The sequence below is a fragment of the Treponema sp. Marseille-Q3903 genome (genome assembly GCF_014334335.1).
GTDB lineage: Bacteria > Spirochaetota > Spirochaetia > Treponematales > Treponemataceae > Treponema_D.
In genome coordinates this window covers 248,854-263,930 of record NZ_JACSEU010000001.1, presented here as the reverse complement: position 1 = coordinate 263,930, position 15,077 = coordinate 248,854, and the positions used below count along the sequence as shown (strand labels likewise).

At 39.4% G+C, this 15,077-nt stretch carries 11 protein-coding genes and 1 tRNA gene; 5 read left to right on the top strand and 7 right to left on the bottom strand.

Annotated elements, in window-relative coordinates; all coding sequences use genetic code 11:
• Positions 1–4: 4 nt before the first annotated feature.
• Entirely contained in the window at positions 5–3,265 is a 3,261-nt protein-coding gene (gene carB / locus H9I37_RS01225; RefSeq protein ID WP_222864163.1) for a carbamoyl-phosphate synthase large subunit, read from the bottom strand.
• Positions 3,266–3,586: 321 nt separating this feature from the next.
• Here carB and H9I37_RS01220 point away from each other — a divergent pair, with 321 nt between their 5' ends.
• The 3 genes from H9I37_RS01220 (at position 3,587) to ppdK (ending at position 8,388) form a co-directional block, all read left to right on the top strand.
• On the top strand, positions 3,587–4,237 hold the full coding sequence (locus H9I37_RS01220; protein ID WP_370586886.1) for an epoxyqueuosine reductase QueH: 651 nt from the start codon (positions 3,587–3,589) through the stop codon (positions 4,235–4,237).
• A gap of 3 nt (positions 4,238–4,240) precedes the next feature.
• On the top strand, positions 4,241–5,557 hold the full coding sequence (gene argA / locus H9I37_RS01215; protein WP_187380673.1) for an amino-acid N-acetyltransferase: 1,317 nt from the start codon (positions 4,241–4,243) through the stop codon (positions 5,555–5,557).
• A gap of 140 nt (positions 5,558–5,697) precedes the next feature.
• Complete coding sequence (gene ppdK, locus H9I37_RS01210) at positions 5,698–8,388, top strand: pyruvate, phosphate dikinase (protein WP_187380672.1); 2,691 nt, start codon at positions 5,698–5,700, stop codon at positions 8,386–8,388.
• Positions 8,389–8,532: 144 nt separating this feature from the next.
• Here ppdK and H9I37_RS01205 read toward each other — a convergent pair.
• Positions 8,533–8,605 (bottom strand) — tRNA-Met (locus H9I37_RS01205).
• Between the two features lie 93 nt (positions 8,606–8,698).
• Here H9I37_RS01205 and H9I37_RS11430 point away from each other — a divergent pair.
• Positions 8,699–8,824 (top strand): hypothetical protein, encoded by a 126-nt coding sequence (locus H9I37_RS11430; RefSeq protein WP_255422453.1) that lies wholly within the window; start codon positions 8,699–8,701, stop codon positions 8,822–8,824.
• Positions 8,825–8,839: 15 nt separating this feature from the next.
• On the opposite strand, the gene H9I37_RS01200 is transcribed toward H9I37_RS11430, so the two are convergent.
• A complete protein-coding gene (locus tag H9I37_RS01200; RefSeq protein WP_187380671.1) occupies positions 8,840–9,490 on the bottom strand; it encodes a PrsW family glutamic-type intramembrane protease in 651 nt (216 codons plus the stop codon).
• A 123-nt stretch (positions 9,491–9,613) separates the two neighbouring features.
• Between H9I37_RS01200 and H9I37_RS01195 the strand changes: the two genes are divergently transcribed.
• Positions 9,614–10,195, top strand: coding sequence for a shikimate kinase (locus H9I37_RS01195; RefSeq protein ID WP_187380670.1), 582 nt, complete (start codon positions 9,614–9,616; stop codon positions 10,193–10,195).
• On the opposite strand, the gene H9I37_RS01190 is transcribed toward H9I37_RS01195, so the two are convergent.
• The 4 genes from H9I37_RS01190 to H9I37_RS01175 all read right to left on the bottom strand — a co-directional run bounded on the left by H9I37_RS01190 (position 10,192) and on the right by H9I37_RS01175 (position 15,075).
• Positions 10,192–10,719: an FKBP-type peptidyl-prolyl cis-trans isomerase gene (locus tag H9I37_RS01190; protein WP_187380669.1), complete on the bottom strand. Its 528-nt coding sequence runs from the start codon at positions 10,717–10,719 to the stop codon at positions 10,192–10,194. The two genes, H9I37_RS01195 and H9I37_RS01190, sit on opposite strands and share 4 nt — an antisense overlap.
• A complete protein-coding gene (locus tag H9I37_RS01185; protein ID WP_187380668.1) occupies positions 10,720–10,986 on the bottom strand; it encodes a NifU family protein in 267 nt (88 codons plus the stop codon). It lies immediately after the preceding gene.
• A 130-nt stretch (positions 10,987–11,116) separates the two neighbouring features.
• Positions 11,117–13,294, bottom strand: coding sequence for a flagellar assembly lytic transglycosylase (locus tag H9I37_RS01180; protein WP_187380667.1), 2,178 nt, complete (start codon positions 13,292–13,294; stop codon positions 11,117–11,119).
• A 26-nt stretch (positions 13,295–13,320) separates the two neighbouring features.
• Entirely contained in the window at positions 13,321–15,075 is a 1,755-nt protein-coding gene (locus H9I37_RS01175) for a LysM peptidoglycan-binding domain-containing protein (RefSeq protein WP_187380666.1), read from the bottom strand.
• Positions 15,076–15,077 lie beyond the last annotated feature (2 nt).

Genomic DNA, 15,077 nt, shown 5'->3' with positions numbered 1-15,077 from the left:
TTCTTTAAATATCTTGGCGAATCAACGAATGGTACTCTTGAAGAGATTTTACGCCCCCTTCTCCGCCATTTCCGTTTTTAACAGCAGCAATACCTTGAACTCCGGCAATAGCTCCAGCCAAAGTTGTAATATAACTGACTTTATACTTTAGACATGCTTTTCGGATAGTTTTTCGGTCTTCATGGTAGTTTCTCTTTGCTTTTGGAGTGTTGATTACGAGGCAGACCTCTCTGTTCATAATCATGTCAATGACGTCTGGACGACCGGCACCGATTTTGTTTACGACGTCACACTTAATTCCGTTTGAGTTGTAAAAATCTGCCGTTCCTTCTGTTGCGACTAGAGTAAATCCAAGCCTTTTCAAAGTTTTTCCAATCATCAAAACTTGCTCTTTTTGATTTTCTTTGTCACTCAGACTCAAAAGTATTTTTTTGTTTTCCCATGCAGCCGGTGCGTGAGGGAGTTCAGAACCTGCTGCTTCCTGCGATTTATAAAATGCCATAGGGAATGCCTCTGCAATTCCAAGAACTTCACCGGTAGAACGCATTTCAGGTCCCAAGATTGGATCAACACCCGGAAACCTTGCCCACGGAAGAACCGCCTCTTTTGCACCATAATATGGAATTACCTTATCTTTTAATCCAAGGCTTTCAATTGTTTCTCCGAGCATCAGCCTTGTTGCAAGGCGCGCCATCTGGGTATTGCAGACTTTTGAAACAAGCGGAACTGTACGGCTTGCGCGAGGGTTTGCTTCGATTACGAACACTTTTCCATATTCTATTGCGTACTGAATGTTCATCAGACCGCAAACTTTCAAGCTTTCTGCAATTTTGCGCGTATATTCTTTGATTGTATCAAGGTTGTTTTGAGGAATGTTTATCGGAGGTATAACACAAGCGGAATCCCCTGAGTGAATACCTGCAAGTTCAACGTGTTCCATCACAGCCGGAATGTAAACATGTGTTCCGTCTGCAAGCGCGTCAGATTCGCATTCTAGGGCGTTTTTCAAAAAGCGGTCAATCAAAAGCGGACGGTCTGGAGTTACTCCGACTGCTTTTTCAACATATTCTTTCAGAGTTGCTTCGTCGTAAATAACTTCCATTCCGCGACCACCCAGGACAAAAGATGGGCGAATCATTATCGGATAACCGATTTTTTCTGCAAGGGCTTTTGCTTCATCGAAGTTAACTGCCATTCCGCTTTCCGGCATTGGGATGTCGAGTTTTTCCATCATGTGGCGGAAGATGTCGCGGTCTTCGGCAGCGTCGATAGAATCGATTGAAGTTCCGAGAACATTTACCCCGTTTTCTTGAAGTTCGCGAGCGATATTTAAAGGAGTCTGTCCTCCAAACTGAACGATAACGCCCATCGGTTTTTCTTTTTCATAAATCTGAAGAACATCTTCTGTTGTGACGGGCTCAAAGTAAAGTTTGTCCGATGTATCGTAGTCTGTAGAAACTGTTTCCGGGTTGCAGTTTACGATTATTGTTTCATAGCCCATCTCTTTTAACTGCATTGCAGCGTGACAGCAGCAGTAGTCGAATTCAATTCCCTGACCGATTCTGTTCGGTCCGCCGCCCAAAATCATAATTTTTTTCTTATTGTTTGTCGCTTTTGAAAAGTCAGAGCTGCAATTGTATGTTGAATAATAGTAATTTGCATTTTCTACGCCGCTTACAGGGACTGCGAGCCATGCTTCTTTTATTCCAAGTGCATTGCGCCTGTTTCGAATATCTTTTTCCGGAACGTTGAGTATTTTTGAAAGATACTTGTCGCTAAAGCCATCTTTTTTAGCCTGAATCAACAAACTATCATCAGGGACGGTTCCCGGATTTTTGAGCATTTTTTCTTCCAAATCGACAAGCTCTTTCATCTGTTCGAGGAAATATTTTTTGATAAATGTGATTTCGGAAAGTTTTTCGAGAGAGACACCTTTACGAATCGCTTCATAAAGCTGGAAATAACGTTCACTAGATGCAGTTTTTAACATTTCGCAAAGTTCTTCCGCTGTTTTTTTATTGAAGTCTTTTGCAAAGCCGAGCCCTGAACGACCGCATTCAAGCCCTCGGATAGCTTTTTGGAAAGTCTCTTTGAACGTTTTTCCTATAGACATAACTTCGCCGACAGCTTTCATCGAAGTGCCGAGAGAATCTTCTGCTCCACGGAATTTTTCAAACGCCCAACGAGCAAATTTGAGAACAATATAATCGCCGTCAGGAGCTCCGCCCGGAGTATATTTTTCAAGAGTGCCGTCGCGCCAATAAGGAATTTCGTCTAAAGTGAGCCCTGCGGCAAGTTTCGCAGAAATCAACGCGATTGGGAATCCAGTAGCCTTAGAGGCAAGGGCGGAAGAACGAGATGTTCGGGGGTTTATCTCGATTATTACAACTTGGTCTGTCTTTGGATTATGGGCAAACTGAACGTTTGTGCCGCCGATTACACCGATTGATTCAACAATCTTAAACGCCATTTTTTGAAGTCGTTCCTGAAGCTCAGGTTTAATTGTGAGAAAAGGTGCAGCGCAGAAAGAATCTCCTGTGTGAACGCCAACAGCGTCTATATTTTCAATAAAACAGATTGCAACCATTTGATTTTTTGCATCGCGTACAACCTCAACTTCAAGTTCTTCCCACCCTAGAATAGACTGTTCTATCAAACATTGGTGAGTCATAGATAGGTCGAGCCCGTTAGAGACAATGGAGCGGAGTTCTTCAATGTTGTAACAAAATCCTCCGCCTTGTCCGCCCATCGTATAAGCAGGGCGAACGACAACAGGAAATCCAATTTCGGCGGCAATTTTTTCAGCACTTTCAACAGTGTGACAAATATCAGAGCGAGGTGTGTCGATTCCAAGTCTTTGCATAGTTTGCTTAAAAATTTCTCGGTCTTCACCGCGTTCAATTGCTTCAAGATTTACACCAATCACTTTTACGTTGTATTTATCAAGAATGCCTGCTTTATTTAATTCCATAGCCATATTCAAACCTGTTTGCCCGCCAAGGTTTGGAAGAAGAGCGTCAGGTCGTTCTTTTTCAATAATCTGACTCAATCGTTCTACGTTGAGAGGTTCGATATAAGTGACATCAGCCATAACCGGGTCTGTCATAATTGTCGCCGGATTGGAGTTTACAAGGACAATTTTATAACCTTGTTCACGCAACGCTTTGCATGCCTGCGTTCCTGAATAGTCAAATTCACAGGCTTGCCCAATTACAATTGGTCCCGAACCGATAATCATAACCGACTTGATGTCTTTTCTTTTCATAATCTATATACTCCTTATACAACGCTATATTTTCACATAGAGATGATTTTACACGTTCAAAAACCTTGTTGCAAAGTGTGTGATTATATAAAAAAAGCGAGTTCTAAAAAAAACTCGCTTTTGAAATTCAAATAAAATATTATGAACAGATTTTTTTATTATGAGAATTGTGGTATCTAAATAACACTCAGACTTCATTCTGAAGCAACATACTATCAGAAAAGCATTTTTTGTGCTAGTAGATTGAAAATAGAATCAGTGTTGTTATTCAAGATTGCTTGCGTGTATAATAAAAAAAACTGAGAGATGCTAAGGGAAATCGTGAACTATCAAAAAGAATTAGACAAGACAATAGCTGAGATTCTATCATCTGGGGAGAAGAGGACCCTTCTTCTTCACGCATGCTGTGGACCTTGTTCGTCTTATGTTCTTGAATATCTTGTAAAGTACTTTGAAATCACCGTTCTTTACTATAATCCGAATATCTATCCGCCGGAAGAATATCAACGCCGACTTTTTGAGTTAAAAGATTTGTATGCAAAGTTTCCGCCGGCACTTGAAGGCAATGTAAAAGTAATAGAAGACTCTTATAATCAGGAAGATTTTTACAAAGCCGTTGGAACGCGAGAACAGCCAGAACTTGCGGTTGAACCTGAGAAAGGTGAGCGTTGCCGTCGTTGCTATGAATTTCGTATTCGTCGGGCGTTTAATTATGCAGCGCAAAACAAATTTGATTATTTTTGTACAACACTTTCAATCAGTCCGTTCAAAGATTCCGATAAAATCAATAAAATAGGCAAAGAGCTTTCGCAGCTACAAAATGCGTCCTATTCAAAAACCCCAATCTGGCTGTATTCCGATTTTAAGAAAAAAAATGGATTTAAACGTTCCCTTGAAATCAGCAAAGAATACGACTTGTATCGGCAGGACTACTGCGGTTGTATATATTCCCAAAATAATATGATAAGATAAATTATGATTACATCGAAAAAAGCTGAAAATGTCCGAGACGTTATCCGATATCTTCAAAAATTTAAAAATGCTGTTGTCGTTATTTACTTAGATGATAAAACAATCGGCTCAACTCTATTTTCATCACACATTAGAGATATCGCGCTTTTACATCAAGCCGGTTTAAAAGTTGTCCTGATTCCGGGAGCACGCAGCAGAATTGACGAAGTGCTTAATGGGGCTGGGATTGAATGGAACTTCCATGAAAATGTTTGCGTAACAGATTCCGATGCAATGCCGCTCATAAAAATGGCAGCTTTTGATGTTTCAAATACAGTGATGACAAGTCTTGCTGCAAACAGCATTACGGCAGTGATTGGAAACTGGGTGCGTTCACGCGGAAAAGGAGTTATAAACGGTTTTGACTACGGAACTGCTGGGGAAATCGATAAACTTGATGTAGAAGAGATAAACACAGTTTTAAACGCCGGTATTATCCCGATTTTTCCTTGTATCGGCTGGAATTCTTCCGGACACCCTTACAACATTTCTTCAATCCTCCTTGCAGAGCAGATTGCCGTGACGCTCAAAGCCGATAAGTTATTTTTTGTGATGCAGCAGTGTGAAATAAATGAAAAAAAATATACGATTCCTGAAAGTTTTCCTATCTCGGAATTTGGACAGGTTTCCGCAATGACTTTAGAGCAGGTCAGCGAATTTATAAAGGCAAACAACGCAGTCGACGACGGAATTAAAAATCTTTTGTCTACAGCCCAGAAAGCCTGTTCTTCAGGAGTTACTCGTGTTCACATAGTTGACGGGATGATAGACGGCGTTCTCCCTTGCGAAATCTTTAGCGGGCTTGGTTCCGGCACGATGGTTTATACGGGAAACTACGGCAAAATTCGCCAGATGACGCTGACAGACATTCCCGCTGTCTTGAGAATTATGAAACCTTTTGTCCAGACAGGAATGCTTTTGCCTCGTTCTGAAATTTTATTGACTCAAAATCTTCAAGATTATATTGTCTACGAATTCGACGGAGGTATTCATGCGTGTGCAGCTCTTCATCTTTATCCTGACGGACAGGCGGAAATTGCAGCAGTTGCAGTAGATGAAAATTATTCGCACATGGGAATCGGTCCTCAGCTGATAGATTTTTTGATTAAAAAGGCAAAAGATGAAAGCGCAAGTTCAATTTTTATCATGACAACGCAGGCGGCTGACTGGTTTGAGAACCTCGGATTTGAAGCAGATGATATTGAAACGCTTCCTTCGGAACGGCGCGCAAGTTGGTCTCAAGAAAGAAATTCAAAATTGTATCGTTTTAAGAAAAAATAACGAATTGCATCTATACTGGAAAACTGAAAACATCATGAATTGATGACATGACAAGCAAATCAATTGACTGTATTTCTTATTATCTATAGAATAATGACACTATTTAACTAGAAAAAAAATTATAATATGGAGTAAAATCGATGGCTAAAACAAAGTATGTTTACTTTTTTGGTAACGGTGACGCAGAAGGTGATGAATCGATGCGTTCTATCCTTGGTGGAAAAGGTGCTAACCTTGCCCAGATGGCAAAAAAACCTTTAAGTCTTCCAGTTCCACCTGGATTTACAATTTCTATTGACGTATGTCAGGAATATTACAAACTCGGACGAAAATATCCGGCAGGGCTCGACAAAGAAGTTGCTGAATACCTCGCAAAACTCGAAAAATCATTCGGAAAAAAACTTGGCGATGAATCAGATCCGCTTCTTGTTTCTGTTCGCTCTGGAGCTGCAGAATCTATGCCGGGTATGATGGACACAGTCCTTAACCTCGGTTTGAACGATAAGTCAGTTATTGGTCTTGCTACAAAGACAAACAACGAACGATTTGCATGGGATGCTTACCGCCGCTTCATTCAAATGTTCGGAAACGTTGCAATGGGTGTAGATCACGATAAATTTGAAGAGATTATCGACGAAGTAAAAGCTGTTCGCGGAATAAAAGAAGACACAGATCTTTCTGTAGATGAACTTAAAACAATCGTTTCTAAGTACAAGGAAATGTACAAGAAAGAAAAGGGAGAAGAATTCCCTCAGAATCCACAGGAACAGATGTGGGATGCCATCAGTGCTGTATTCGGTTCTTGGATGAATCCGCGAGCTATCACATATCGTAAGCTCAACAATATAGATGAAAATGTTATCAAAGGAACTGCCGTAACAGTTATGGCAATGGTATTCGGTAACATGGGAGAAACATCTGGAACAGGTGTAGGATTCTCTCGCGACCCATCTACCGGTGAAAATCATTTCATGGCAGAATACCTTATCAATGCTCAGGGAGAAGACGTTGTTGCAGGAATTCGTACACCAATGGATATCTCTGCTCTTGAAAAACAGCAGCCGAAAATATTCAAAGAAATTTCTACAATCCGTGACCGTCTAGAAAAGCACTACCACGATATGCAGGATATGGAATTCACTGTACAGGAAGGAAAACTCTTCATGCTCCAGTGCCGAAGCGGAAAACGTACAGGTCCTGCTGCTGTAAAAATGGCAGTAGATATGGTTGCAGAAAAGATGATAACAAAGGAAGAAGCTCTTCTCCGTGTAAAACCAGACCAGTTAGATCAGTTGCTTCATCCACAGTTTGACACAAAAGCTTTGAAAGCTGCAAAACCGTTGGCTGAAGCTTTGAACGCTTCTCCGGGAGCCGGATGCGGACAGATTGTATTCACTGCAGAAGAAGCTGTTGAATGGGACAAAGAAGGAAAGAAAGTTATCCTCGTTCGTAAAGAAACTTCTCCCGATGATATTGCAGGTATGTATGTAGCTCAGGGAATCTTGACTTCTACAGGTGGAAGAACTTCTCACGCGGCTGTAGTTGCTCGCGGTATGGGAACTCCTTGTGTTTGTGGTTGTGCTGCTGTCGTATTCAATGCAAAAGACAAAGTTACAATCGGTGGAAAAGAATTTAAAAAAGGAGATTTCATCTCTATCGACGGTTCAACAGGTCGTGTTTTTGGTGATGTAATTCCTGTAACACCTGCCGCTGTATCTGGAGACCTTGAAACATATCTTTCTTGGGCAGACGAAGTTCGTGAAAAATCTGTACGCACAACTCCATCAGGAAAGAAAGTTAATGGATTTGAAGTAAAAGCTAACGCTGAACAGAACGAAGCTCCACAGGCATTCCGTTTTGGTGCAGCAGGAATTGGTTTGTGCCGAACAGAACACATGTTCTTTGAAGAGCCAAAACTCACTTCATTCCAGAAGATGATTATTTCAGAAACAACAGAAGAGCGCAAAAAAAATCTTAAGGAAATCTTGCCGCTTCAGGAAAAAGACTTCTACGGAATCATCAAGACAATGGAAGGCCGTGATGTTACAATCCGTCTTCTTGACCCACCTCTTAACGAATTCATTCAGGCAGAAACTCCTGAACTTGCAGCAGCTCTTGCAAAAAAACTTGGTGTATCAATTGAATTGATAAATAAAAAATATGCTGAACTCAACGAACACAACCCAATGCTCGGTCATCGTGGATGTCGTCTCGCTATCACATATCCTGAAATCTATGAAACACAGGTTGAAGCAATTGCCCGCGCAACAGCAAAAGTTGAAAAAGAAGGACTCAAACACGATGTTCGCATCATGATTCCTAACGTAACAACATTTGCAGAATTGAAACAGATTCGTGAACAGGCAGAAGCTGTTATTGCAAAGGTAAATGAAGAACTTGGAACAAAACTTAAGTTCCAGATTGGTTCTATGATTGAATTCCCTCGCGCTGCTGCAACTGCAGATAAGATTGCTGAATATGCTGATTTCTTCTCATTCGGTACAAACGATTTGACACAGACAACATTCGGATTCAGCCGTGATGACTACTCTAAGTTCATCGACTCTTACCTTGACCAGAAAATTCTTCTTCAAGATCCATTCAAAACATTGGATGAAGATGGTGTCGGTGTGATGATTGCTCTGGCAGAAGAAAAGGGACGTTCTGTAAAATCAGATCTTCACTTGGGAATTTGTGGAGAACATGGTGGAGACCCTGCTTCTATCGAATTGTGCTATAAGCTCGGATTGAACTATGTATCTTGTTCTCCTTTCCGAGTTCCGGCTGCTCGCCTTGCAGGAGCACAGGCTGTTATCAAAGCTAAGAAATAGTTACGTTGCGAGATTGATGATAAAAACTTGGGGAAGCGATAAGCAAACAGAAACGCTTACGGCGTCCCTAAGTTGCTTCATTAAATATGCAGAATAACGAAAAAAAGAGGCTTTCAATCTAACGACTGAAAGCCTCTTTTTTTATAGCGGGGGTAGGACTCGAACCTACGGCCTTCAGGTTATGAGCCTGACGAGCTGCCAACTGCTCTACCCCGCGTCGTGTTGGAGTATATTACTCTGTAAAGTTGGTTTTGTCAAGTAAAACGTGTGCGTTTACAAGAAAAAAATGCAAATGGAACGTGAGTGGTTTTTGGAAGTTTCAAAAAAATTAAAAAATGTTGCACGGAAAGAAAAAAAGCAATGGAGTTGCTTTTGTAAAAGCCAAATGGAAAAAGGGGCTGGTCATGCAAAAGCCCTTGATAAACTAAAAAAATGAAAAATCTTAAAAAACTTACTGTTCTTCAACACTTGTCAGCGAGATATATTTGAGTCGGCACTCTACAACAGCCATAAGTACAACTGCGAGTGAAAACCATTTTAATCCTGTTGAAAAACCTGCAAAGAAATCGTAAATACCGTGTAAAAGCACCGCTATTATAAAATATGAAAATTTATGTGAGATTTTTTGATTTAATCCAGAATCCTTTCTGCACGTCAACACAAACAATCCGCTTAAACCGGCACAACATGTGTGAATTATATCAGATGTCGCTATTCGCAAGCTAATTTGACTGTAAAGTAGCTGAGCCCCTTTTGTATTTGCAAGCTGCATGTGGTCAAAAAAATATACGGCAGTTTCAAAGCAGCCTAAAGAAAGTCCCATTAAAAACGAAATCATAAGAAATTGGAAAACGGTGTAATTTTTATGTGGAAGCGCAAATAACGAAGACATTTTTAAAAGTTCTTCAGCAAATCCATATATTAAAATCGACTTAATCAACGTATATACGACAGGAGAGAACATGCTTTGCGGAAGGCTCGGCAAAAAATATTCAATAAAAGAGATGGGAAGCACGACTATAAGACCGAGTAGGCATGAGATAAGTCCGTGTGAAAGCTTCATTTTGAATGTAAGCTTAAAAAGCAAAAGTCCGCAAATCATCGGTAAAAAACATAGAAAAATTCCTAGCAACATCTTAATCCTCACTTATTTTACGATAAGAATAATCTAAAATTATAATTCGTACAATTGTATTTTGTTTATTACGTAGATATAATATACACCGTGTCTCAGATTCATAATAATTCAATTGTCCTGATGGGCTGTAAACATTGTGGTAAATCTACTCAAGGGCGCATTATTGCCCAAAAGCTTGGCTGCAAATTTTTTGATACAGATGATGTGATAAAAAGATTTTCAGGGATAGATGTCAGGGATTATTACAAACAAAACGGAGCTTCTGTGTTTATGCAGCTTGAAGAAAAAGTTTGTAAAAAAATCATTGATAAAAATAAAGGTCAGCAAATTGTAATATCTACCGGCGGAGGGGTTTGCGAAAATCCTCCGGCACTAAGCATTTTACGTGAGTGTGAGACTTTTGTTTTTCTTCGCCTTGATATTAAATATTCTGTTGAAAGAATCATGCGCAATGTTGTGCAGATAGCGCCGTATCAGTTTAAAAATGTTCCGGCTTATGTGCTAGAAAAAGAGCCGGAAACGATAAAAGATGTCTCTGATATTTTATTTCAAAAATATGAACAGCGTTATAACTTGTATCAAGTTATCGCAGATGAAGTCGTAGATATAATAAATGCCCCAATAGAAGAAAATTCAAAGCTTATTTTTGAAGCACTTGGAATAAATTAACTTTCACCACAGTTTGTGCAGCTACAATCTCCGCTTCCACACCCACCTGAGCATCCGTCTCCACAACTACAGCCTTTTGGAAGCAATTCGTCTTCTGTAGCATCACGAACTTCTACAACCTCAATGTCAAAATGAAGCGTTTTTCCTGCTAACTCATGATTTCCGTCAATTTTAATTTTATCGCCGTTGATTTCTTTTATTTTTACGATAGAGAGACCTTTTGGGGTTCCAACTTGAAACTGCATTCCGAGCTGCAATTCTCCTGCAAAATCAAACTGGCTTCTGTCTACGTCGATTATCAGGTTTGGATCAAATTCTCCGTATCCATCTTCCGGTTTTATCACTGCGATAAATTTATCTCCGACAGTTTTTGATTCTAGTTCTCTTTCAAGTCCGGGAATTAAATAACCGTTCCCGTGTACATATCCGAGAGGTTCTCCTCCGGCAGAAGAGTCTATAATACTGCCGTCCTCATCTGTCAGAGTGTAGTGAATCGCAACCCATTTATCTTTTGAAATTTTCATTTAAAACTCCATGTCGTCATAGTTTTTTGCATTATCTTGAACAACTTCCGAAACTTCAGGGCAGGCATCCTTGAGGTATCTCTCTATTCCCATTTTTAGCGTCATAAGTGCCATAGGACAGCTTCCGCAAGCACCTGTCAGATTCAAATGCACTCTGTTTTCGTCGTCAATGCATACAAATTCCATATCGCCGCCATCAGCTTGAAGCTGAGGTCTAAACATTTCGAGAGCCTCTTTTACCGTATCCAATAAATTTTGGTCTGCCATAATTTTCATTCCTCCATGTAAACTGAGAGTAAAGTATCTTCCTAATAAGATAATGATTTTTTGTGCTAGGGGCAATGTCAAATCATCATGAAAAACTTAATTAGGTTTTCATTTTCGGATTGCATACAGATTATTTCAGCAATGCGGATACTGTACTTTCAAAATTTTCAGGGTTGTCGAGCCAGTCGTACATAACGGTCGCAGATATCAGCTTTCTGCCGTATTCTCGAGTTTCAGCGAATGGAACTGTTTCTAAAAACAAATCTAGGGGCATTTCACTTCGCTTTCCGAATTCAACGAGAGAGCTTTTTTGCCACTTTCTGACGCGCGTAATTCCTGCGTTGTAAGATAAAAAACCGAGCAGATAAGAATTGTCGCAACGGCTGACTAAGGTGGAAAGATAATACGTTCCGAATTTGATGTTTGTTTCGGGATCTGTGAGAGAATAATTTTGCATTTTAAATCTTTTTGATATGTCGCTGCCTGTCACTTCCATGAGCTGTGTAAGTCCGATTGCTCCGGCAGAGCTTTTAACAGAGGGGTCAAAAAAACTTTCACTTCTTATCAATGCATACATTATTTTATCGTTGACGTTGAACTGTTGGCAGTATTTTTCAACATATTCTTTGTAGTTTTCCGGAAAGAGCAATCTCATTTGGGCATTTGACATGTTTTCAGAAGCTTTTCGCTGTCCTTCTGCTGATATACGAAGTGCTTGTGTGTAAAATTTCTCAGTACATTCAGATTTGTTTGAGCATTTTGAAAGAAAATCTGCAAGGTAAAAATATGAATCTAAAGGAAGTTGCTCGTTTTTATTAGAGACAAAAGTTTCATAAATTTTTTCAGGGAATCCAAAATATGCGTAACCTTTTATCAATTTTTCAAAATCTTTCGCTTTTGTATCAGATTGTGCGAGAGGCTCCTTGAGCTGTTTGCTGAATTGTACAGATGAGTTTTTTACAGGAGCGCTCAAAACGTTGTAAAGTTCTGTATCTTTTAACCCAAGTTGATACGCTGCAAGTTGGCGATAATAAATTGCACTTCCCGAACGGCATGCGCGGCGGAATGCTTCTTTTATTTCCTGTTCTTTTGCGTCTGCATAACCTTCCTGAGAAAGCCTTGCATAAAGATAAGCAAAACGAGCGACAGTTTCGTCTGAAGCATAACCGTCGATAATTTTGTAAATTGAGCCAAAGGAGTTTCCCTGACCGGAAGAAAGGAGCGTTGTCACAAGCGATTCAAATAAATCTTCAAAATATTCAGGGTCGTTCCACAGTTTTGAATGCGTTTGGATAGAATCTAACAATGTGTTTAGAGAAAAATCTTGCGCAGATTTTAAAAGATACCAAATTGCGTTATCTTTTTGTTCAGTAGATTGAGCCGACTGAATTGCTGCTTCAAAACATTTTGCAACTTTTGAGTAAGAATCGCTCGCTTTGCTGAAAAGCCTGCCTGCATAAAACCAAAAATAAAATTCTTTGTCAGTTCTTTTGTATTGCTCCGCCAATTTCGAAAAATATGATGCATTTTTTGCAAAGTCTGTGCTACCGTAAAGATATGCCTTTCCGATATCCGAACAAAGTTGTGTGTTTGCAGGGAGGTTTCCATCATCAAAATATTGAAGAATTTTTTTTGTGTTGTTGTAAGCGTATATGTAATTTCGTTTAAAAACCTCAATTCTGAAATTTAAAACAAATTGACGGGGCGTGTAAGAAGGTTTTTCCGAATCCGATTCAGATTGTTTTTCATCAATTTGAATTTTCGCGAAATCAGGATGTTCATAAATATCTTTGTAAAATTGATAATGCTCCTTAGAAATCGGACATGATGTAAACCAATCGTAAACTTCGTTTTGGTAGTTTGAATCTCCGCGTTTTTTCATTGCGTTGAGCCTAAGATAAATCAATTCGTTTTTTGCAGTTTTAAAATCAATGTTTGAGGTACATTCAATAAGTTTTGAGATTTCATCTGAAGACTCAAACTGTTTTGCTGCGATCAAGAGAGATTCATCATCTTTGTATTTTGAAATCAGATTTACGGCGGCTTCATTTTTTTCCTGCACGTTGCCGAACGTACATAAAAGCTGAGCGCTTTTTTTTGCACAGTAAAACGAGCCTTTTTTTATGCATCTGTTTAATTTTGTACGAGCTTCTTTTTCTTTGCCTTCGGCGAGTTTTTGCAGTCCTACAAAGTAGTCCGCATCAACGCCGAAAAGTTTTTGACTTTTACTTTTTTCAGAACATCCGACAGTTGAAGTTATTATCAAAAAAAGCAAAAAAAAGAGTTGTACTTTATTTTTGGTTACCAAAGCTGACTTCTTATCGACAAATCTGCTTACTCTGCCGGAATTATGATAAACGTTCCCGAAATTATATAATCAGGATTTTTAATTCCGTTGAAGCGAGCAATGTGTTTGTAGCGCCATGGATTTTTGTAATAAGTGTTTGCGATATCCCAGAGAGTGTCGCCCCACTTGATTTTGTAAGTGATATTCTTCGGTTTAGATTCTGCTGCAGGTGGCTGAGAAGGAACTACGTTTTCAGCTTTTTCAACCACGACAATTTCGTCTTCTTTTGCTTCAGGGACTTGTTCTGGTATTTGATTTGTTGCAGGCTCTTCTGCTTTCGGTTGTTCTACAATTGGAGCCGGAAGAGTCTGTTCTATGCGATTTTGTTCAGATTTTGTTTTTGTTGAAAGCAAATTATATTTTGAAGGGATTATGAACAAAATAAGCGCTGTAGCGATAAGACAGATAATCGCACAGACTATACAGATGATGACAGGAGCTTTTGTTTTTTTCTTGATGTCTTCATCGGTGTTGTTTTCTTTTTCAGGATAAACGGTGCGACTGTCGTAAAGTCCATCAAAATCAATACCGTTGTGTTCCGGAGTTTTGTTTGTCTTTTCCATATTTTTATCTTCCATGTCAAAAATGTTATCTTCCGATTCGGACGGAATGTCGTCAAAAGAAAAATCATCGGAGGGTTTAGATAAATCGTCATCGAATTCCGCTGTTTTGTCAGCTGTTTCTTCTGTTGCTGAATCGAAAAAGTCTTCTTTATCTGTGGGCATTTCAAGAGTTGCATCTTCTGAAAAATCCAATGAAGAGTCCAAAGAATCGTCCAAAGACTCTTGTGTCTGTTCCGGCATTTCAAATTCAGTCTCTTCTGTCGAATCAATCGTTTTTTCTGAGTCTTCTTTTTCCGGTTCGTCCATTGTGATGTCTACAGATTCTTCTGTTTTTTCCGATTCAGACTCAGGAAGATCAAGGTCATCAAAGTTGAAATCCGACAAATCTTCCGAAGTTTCTTCTGTTTTATTTTCGCCAAAAACATCATCAGGGATTTCTGAAATTTGAGTATCGTCTGATGTTTTTTCAACAGAATCTTGTTCAGTCTGTTTTTCGATTGTGTCATTTTCGTCGGGAATTTCGAAATCCGAAATGTCTTCTGAATCGATGTCTACAATCGGTTGCGTTTCATCGATTAAGAGGTCAACAGATTCATCTGTTTGTTCTTCAGATATGTCATTTGAACCCTGTTCTGTTTCTGTTTTAACAGGGATGTCAACAGAGGCTTCTTCAAAGACAGGCTCTTCCATTTCCGTCTTGATATCGATGTCATTTTCTTCGTTTTTATTTTTTTGAGAGCTCAAAGCTTCTGCCGCTGCTAACAACCCTCCGGCAGCAGCAAATCCTTTTATTTTTTTATCTTCTTTGTCTGAAATATCATATTGATCGGTTACGAGCCTTTCTTCTAAAGTTCTAGAGACAAGAGAAATAGTTGTGTTGCTCTGATTTCCTGTTTCTTGATCAATAATTCTCGCTGAAAGTTGGTTATTTTCATCAAGGGAAATTGTAAATGATATATTAGCGACCCCATTCGGATGTGCGTTCAAGTTTTCAATTTGAAGAGAGTCAACATATTCTGCATCTTCCATAGAGCAAGTAGGGGAACGGTAAAGATCAACCATCACCTTTGTCTGGTTGTTGTGGGCTGTTGTAAGCGTGAGCGATTTTTCAGACGCAGTGTTATCTTCCAAAACCGGATAAAAAGATCCGTCAGCAAGTTTAATACCAATAGTTTTCATAT

Coding starts and splice junctions, on each gene's coding strand:
- H9I37_RS01185 (WP_187380668.1), bottom strand. CDS start 10,986: ATGGCAGACCAAAATTTATTGGATACGGTAAAAGAGGCTCTCGAAATG.
- ppdK (WP_187380672.1), top strand. CDS start 5,698: ATGGCTAAAACAAAGTATGTTTACTTTTTTGGTAACGGTGACGCAGAA.
- H9I37_RS01175 (WP_187380666.1), bottom strand. CDS start 15,075: ATGAAAACTATTGGTATTAAACTTGCTGACGGATCTTTTTATCCGGTT.
- argA (WP_187380673.1), top strand. CDS start 4,241: ATGATTACATCGAAAAAAGCTGAAAATGTCCGAGACGTTATCCGATAT.
- H9I37_RS01200 (WP_187380671.1), bottom strand. CDS start 9,490: ATGATTTGCGGACTTTTGCTTTTTAAGCTTACATTCAAAATGAAGCTT.
- H9I37_RS01190 (WP_187380669.1), bottom strand. CDS start 10,719: ATGAAAATTTCAAAAGATAAATGGGTTGCGATTCACTACACTCTGACA.
- carB (WP_222864163.1), bottom strand. CDS start 3,265: ATGAAAAGAAAAGACATCAAGTCGGTTATGATTATCGGTTCGGGACCA.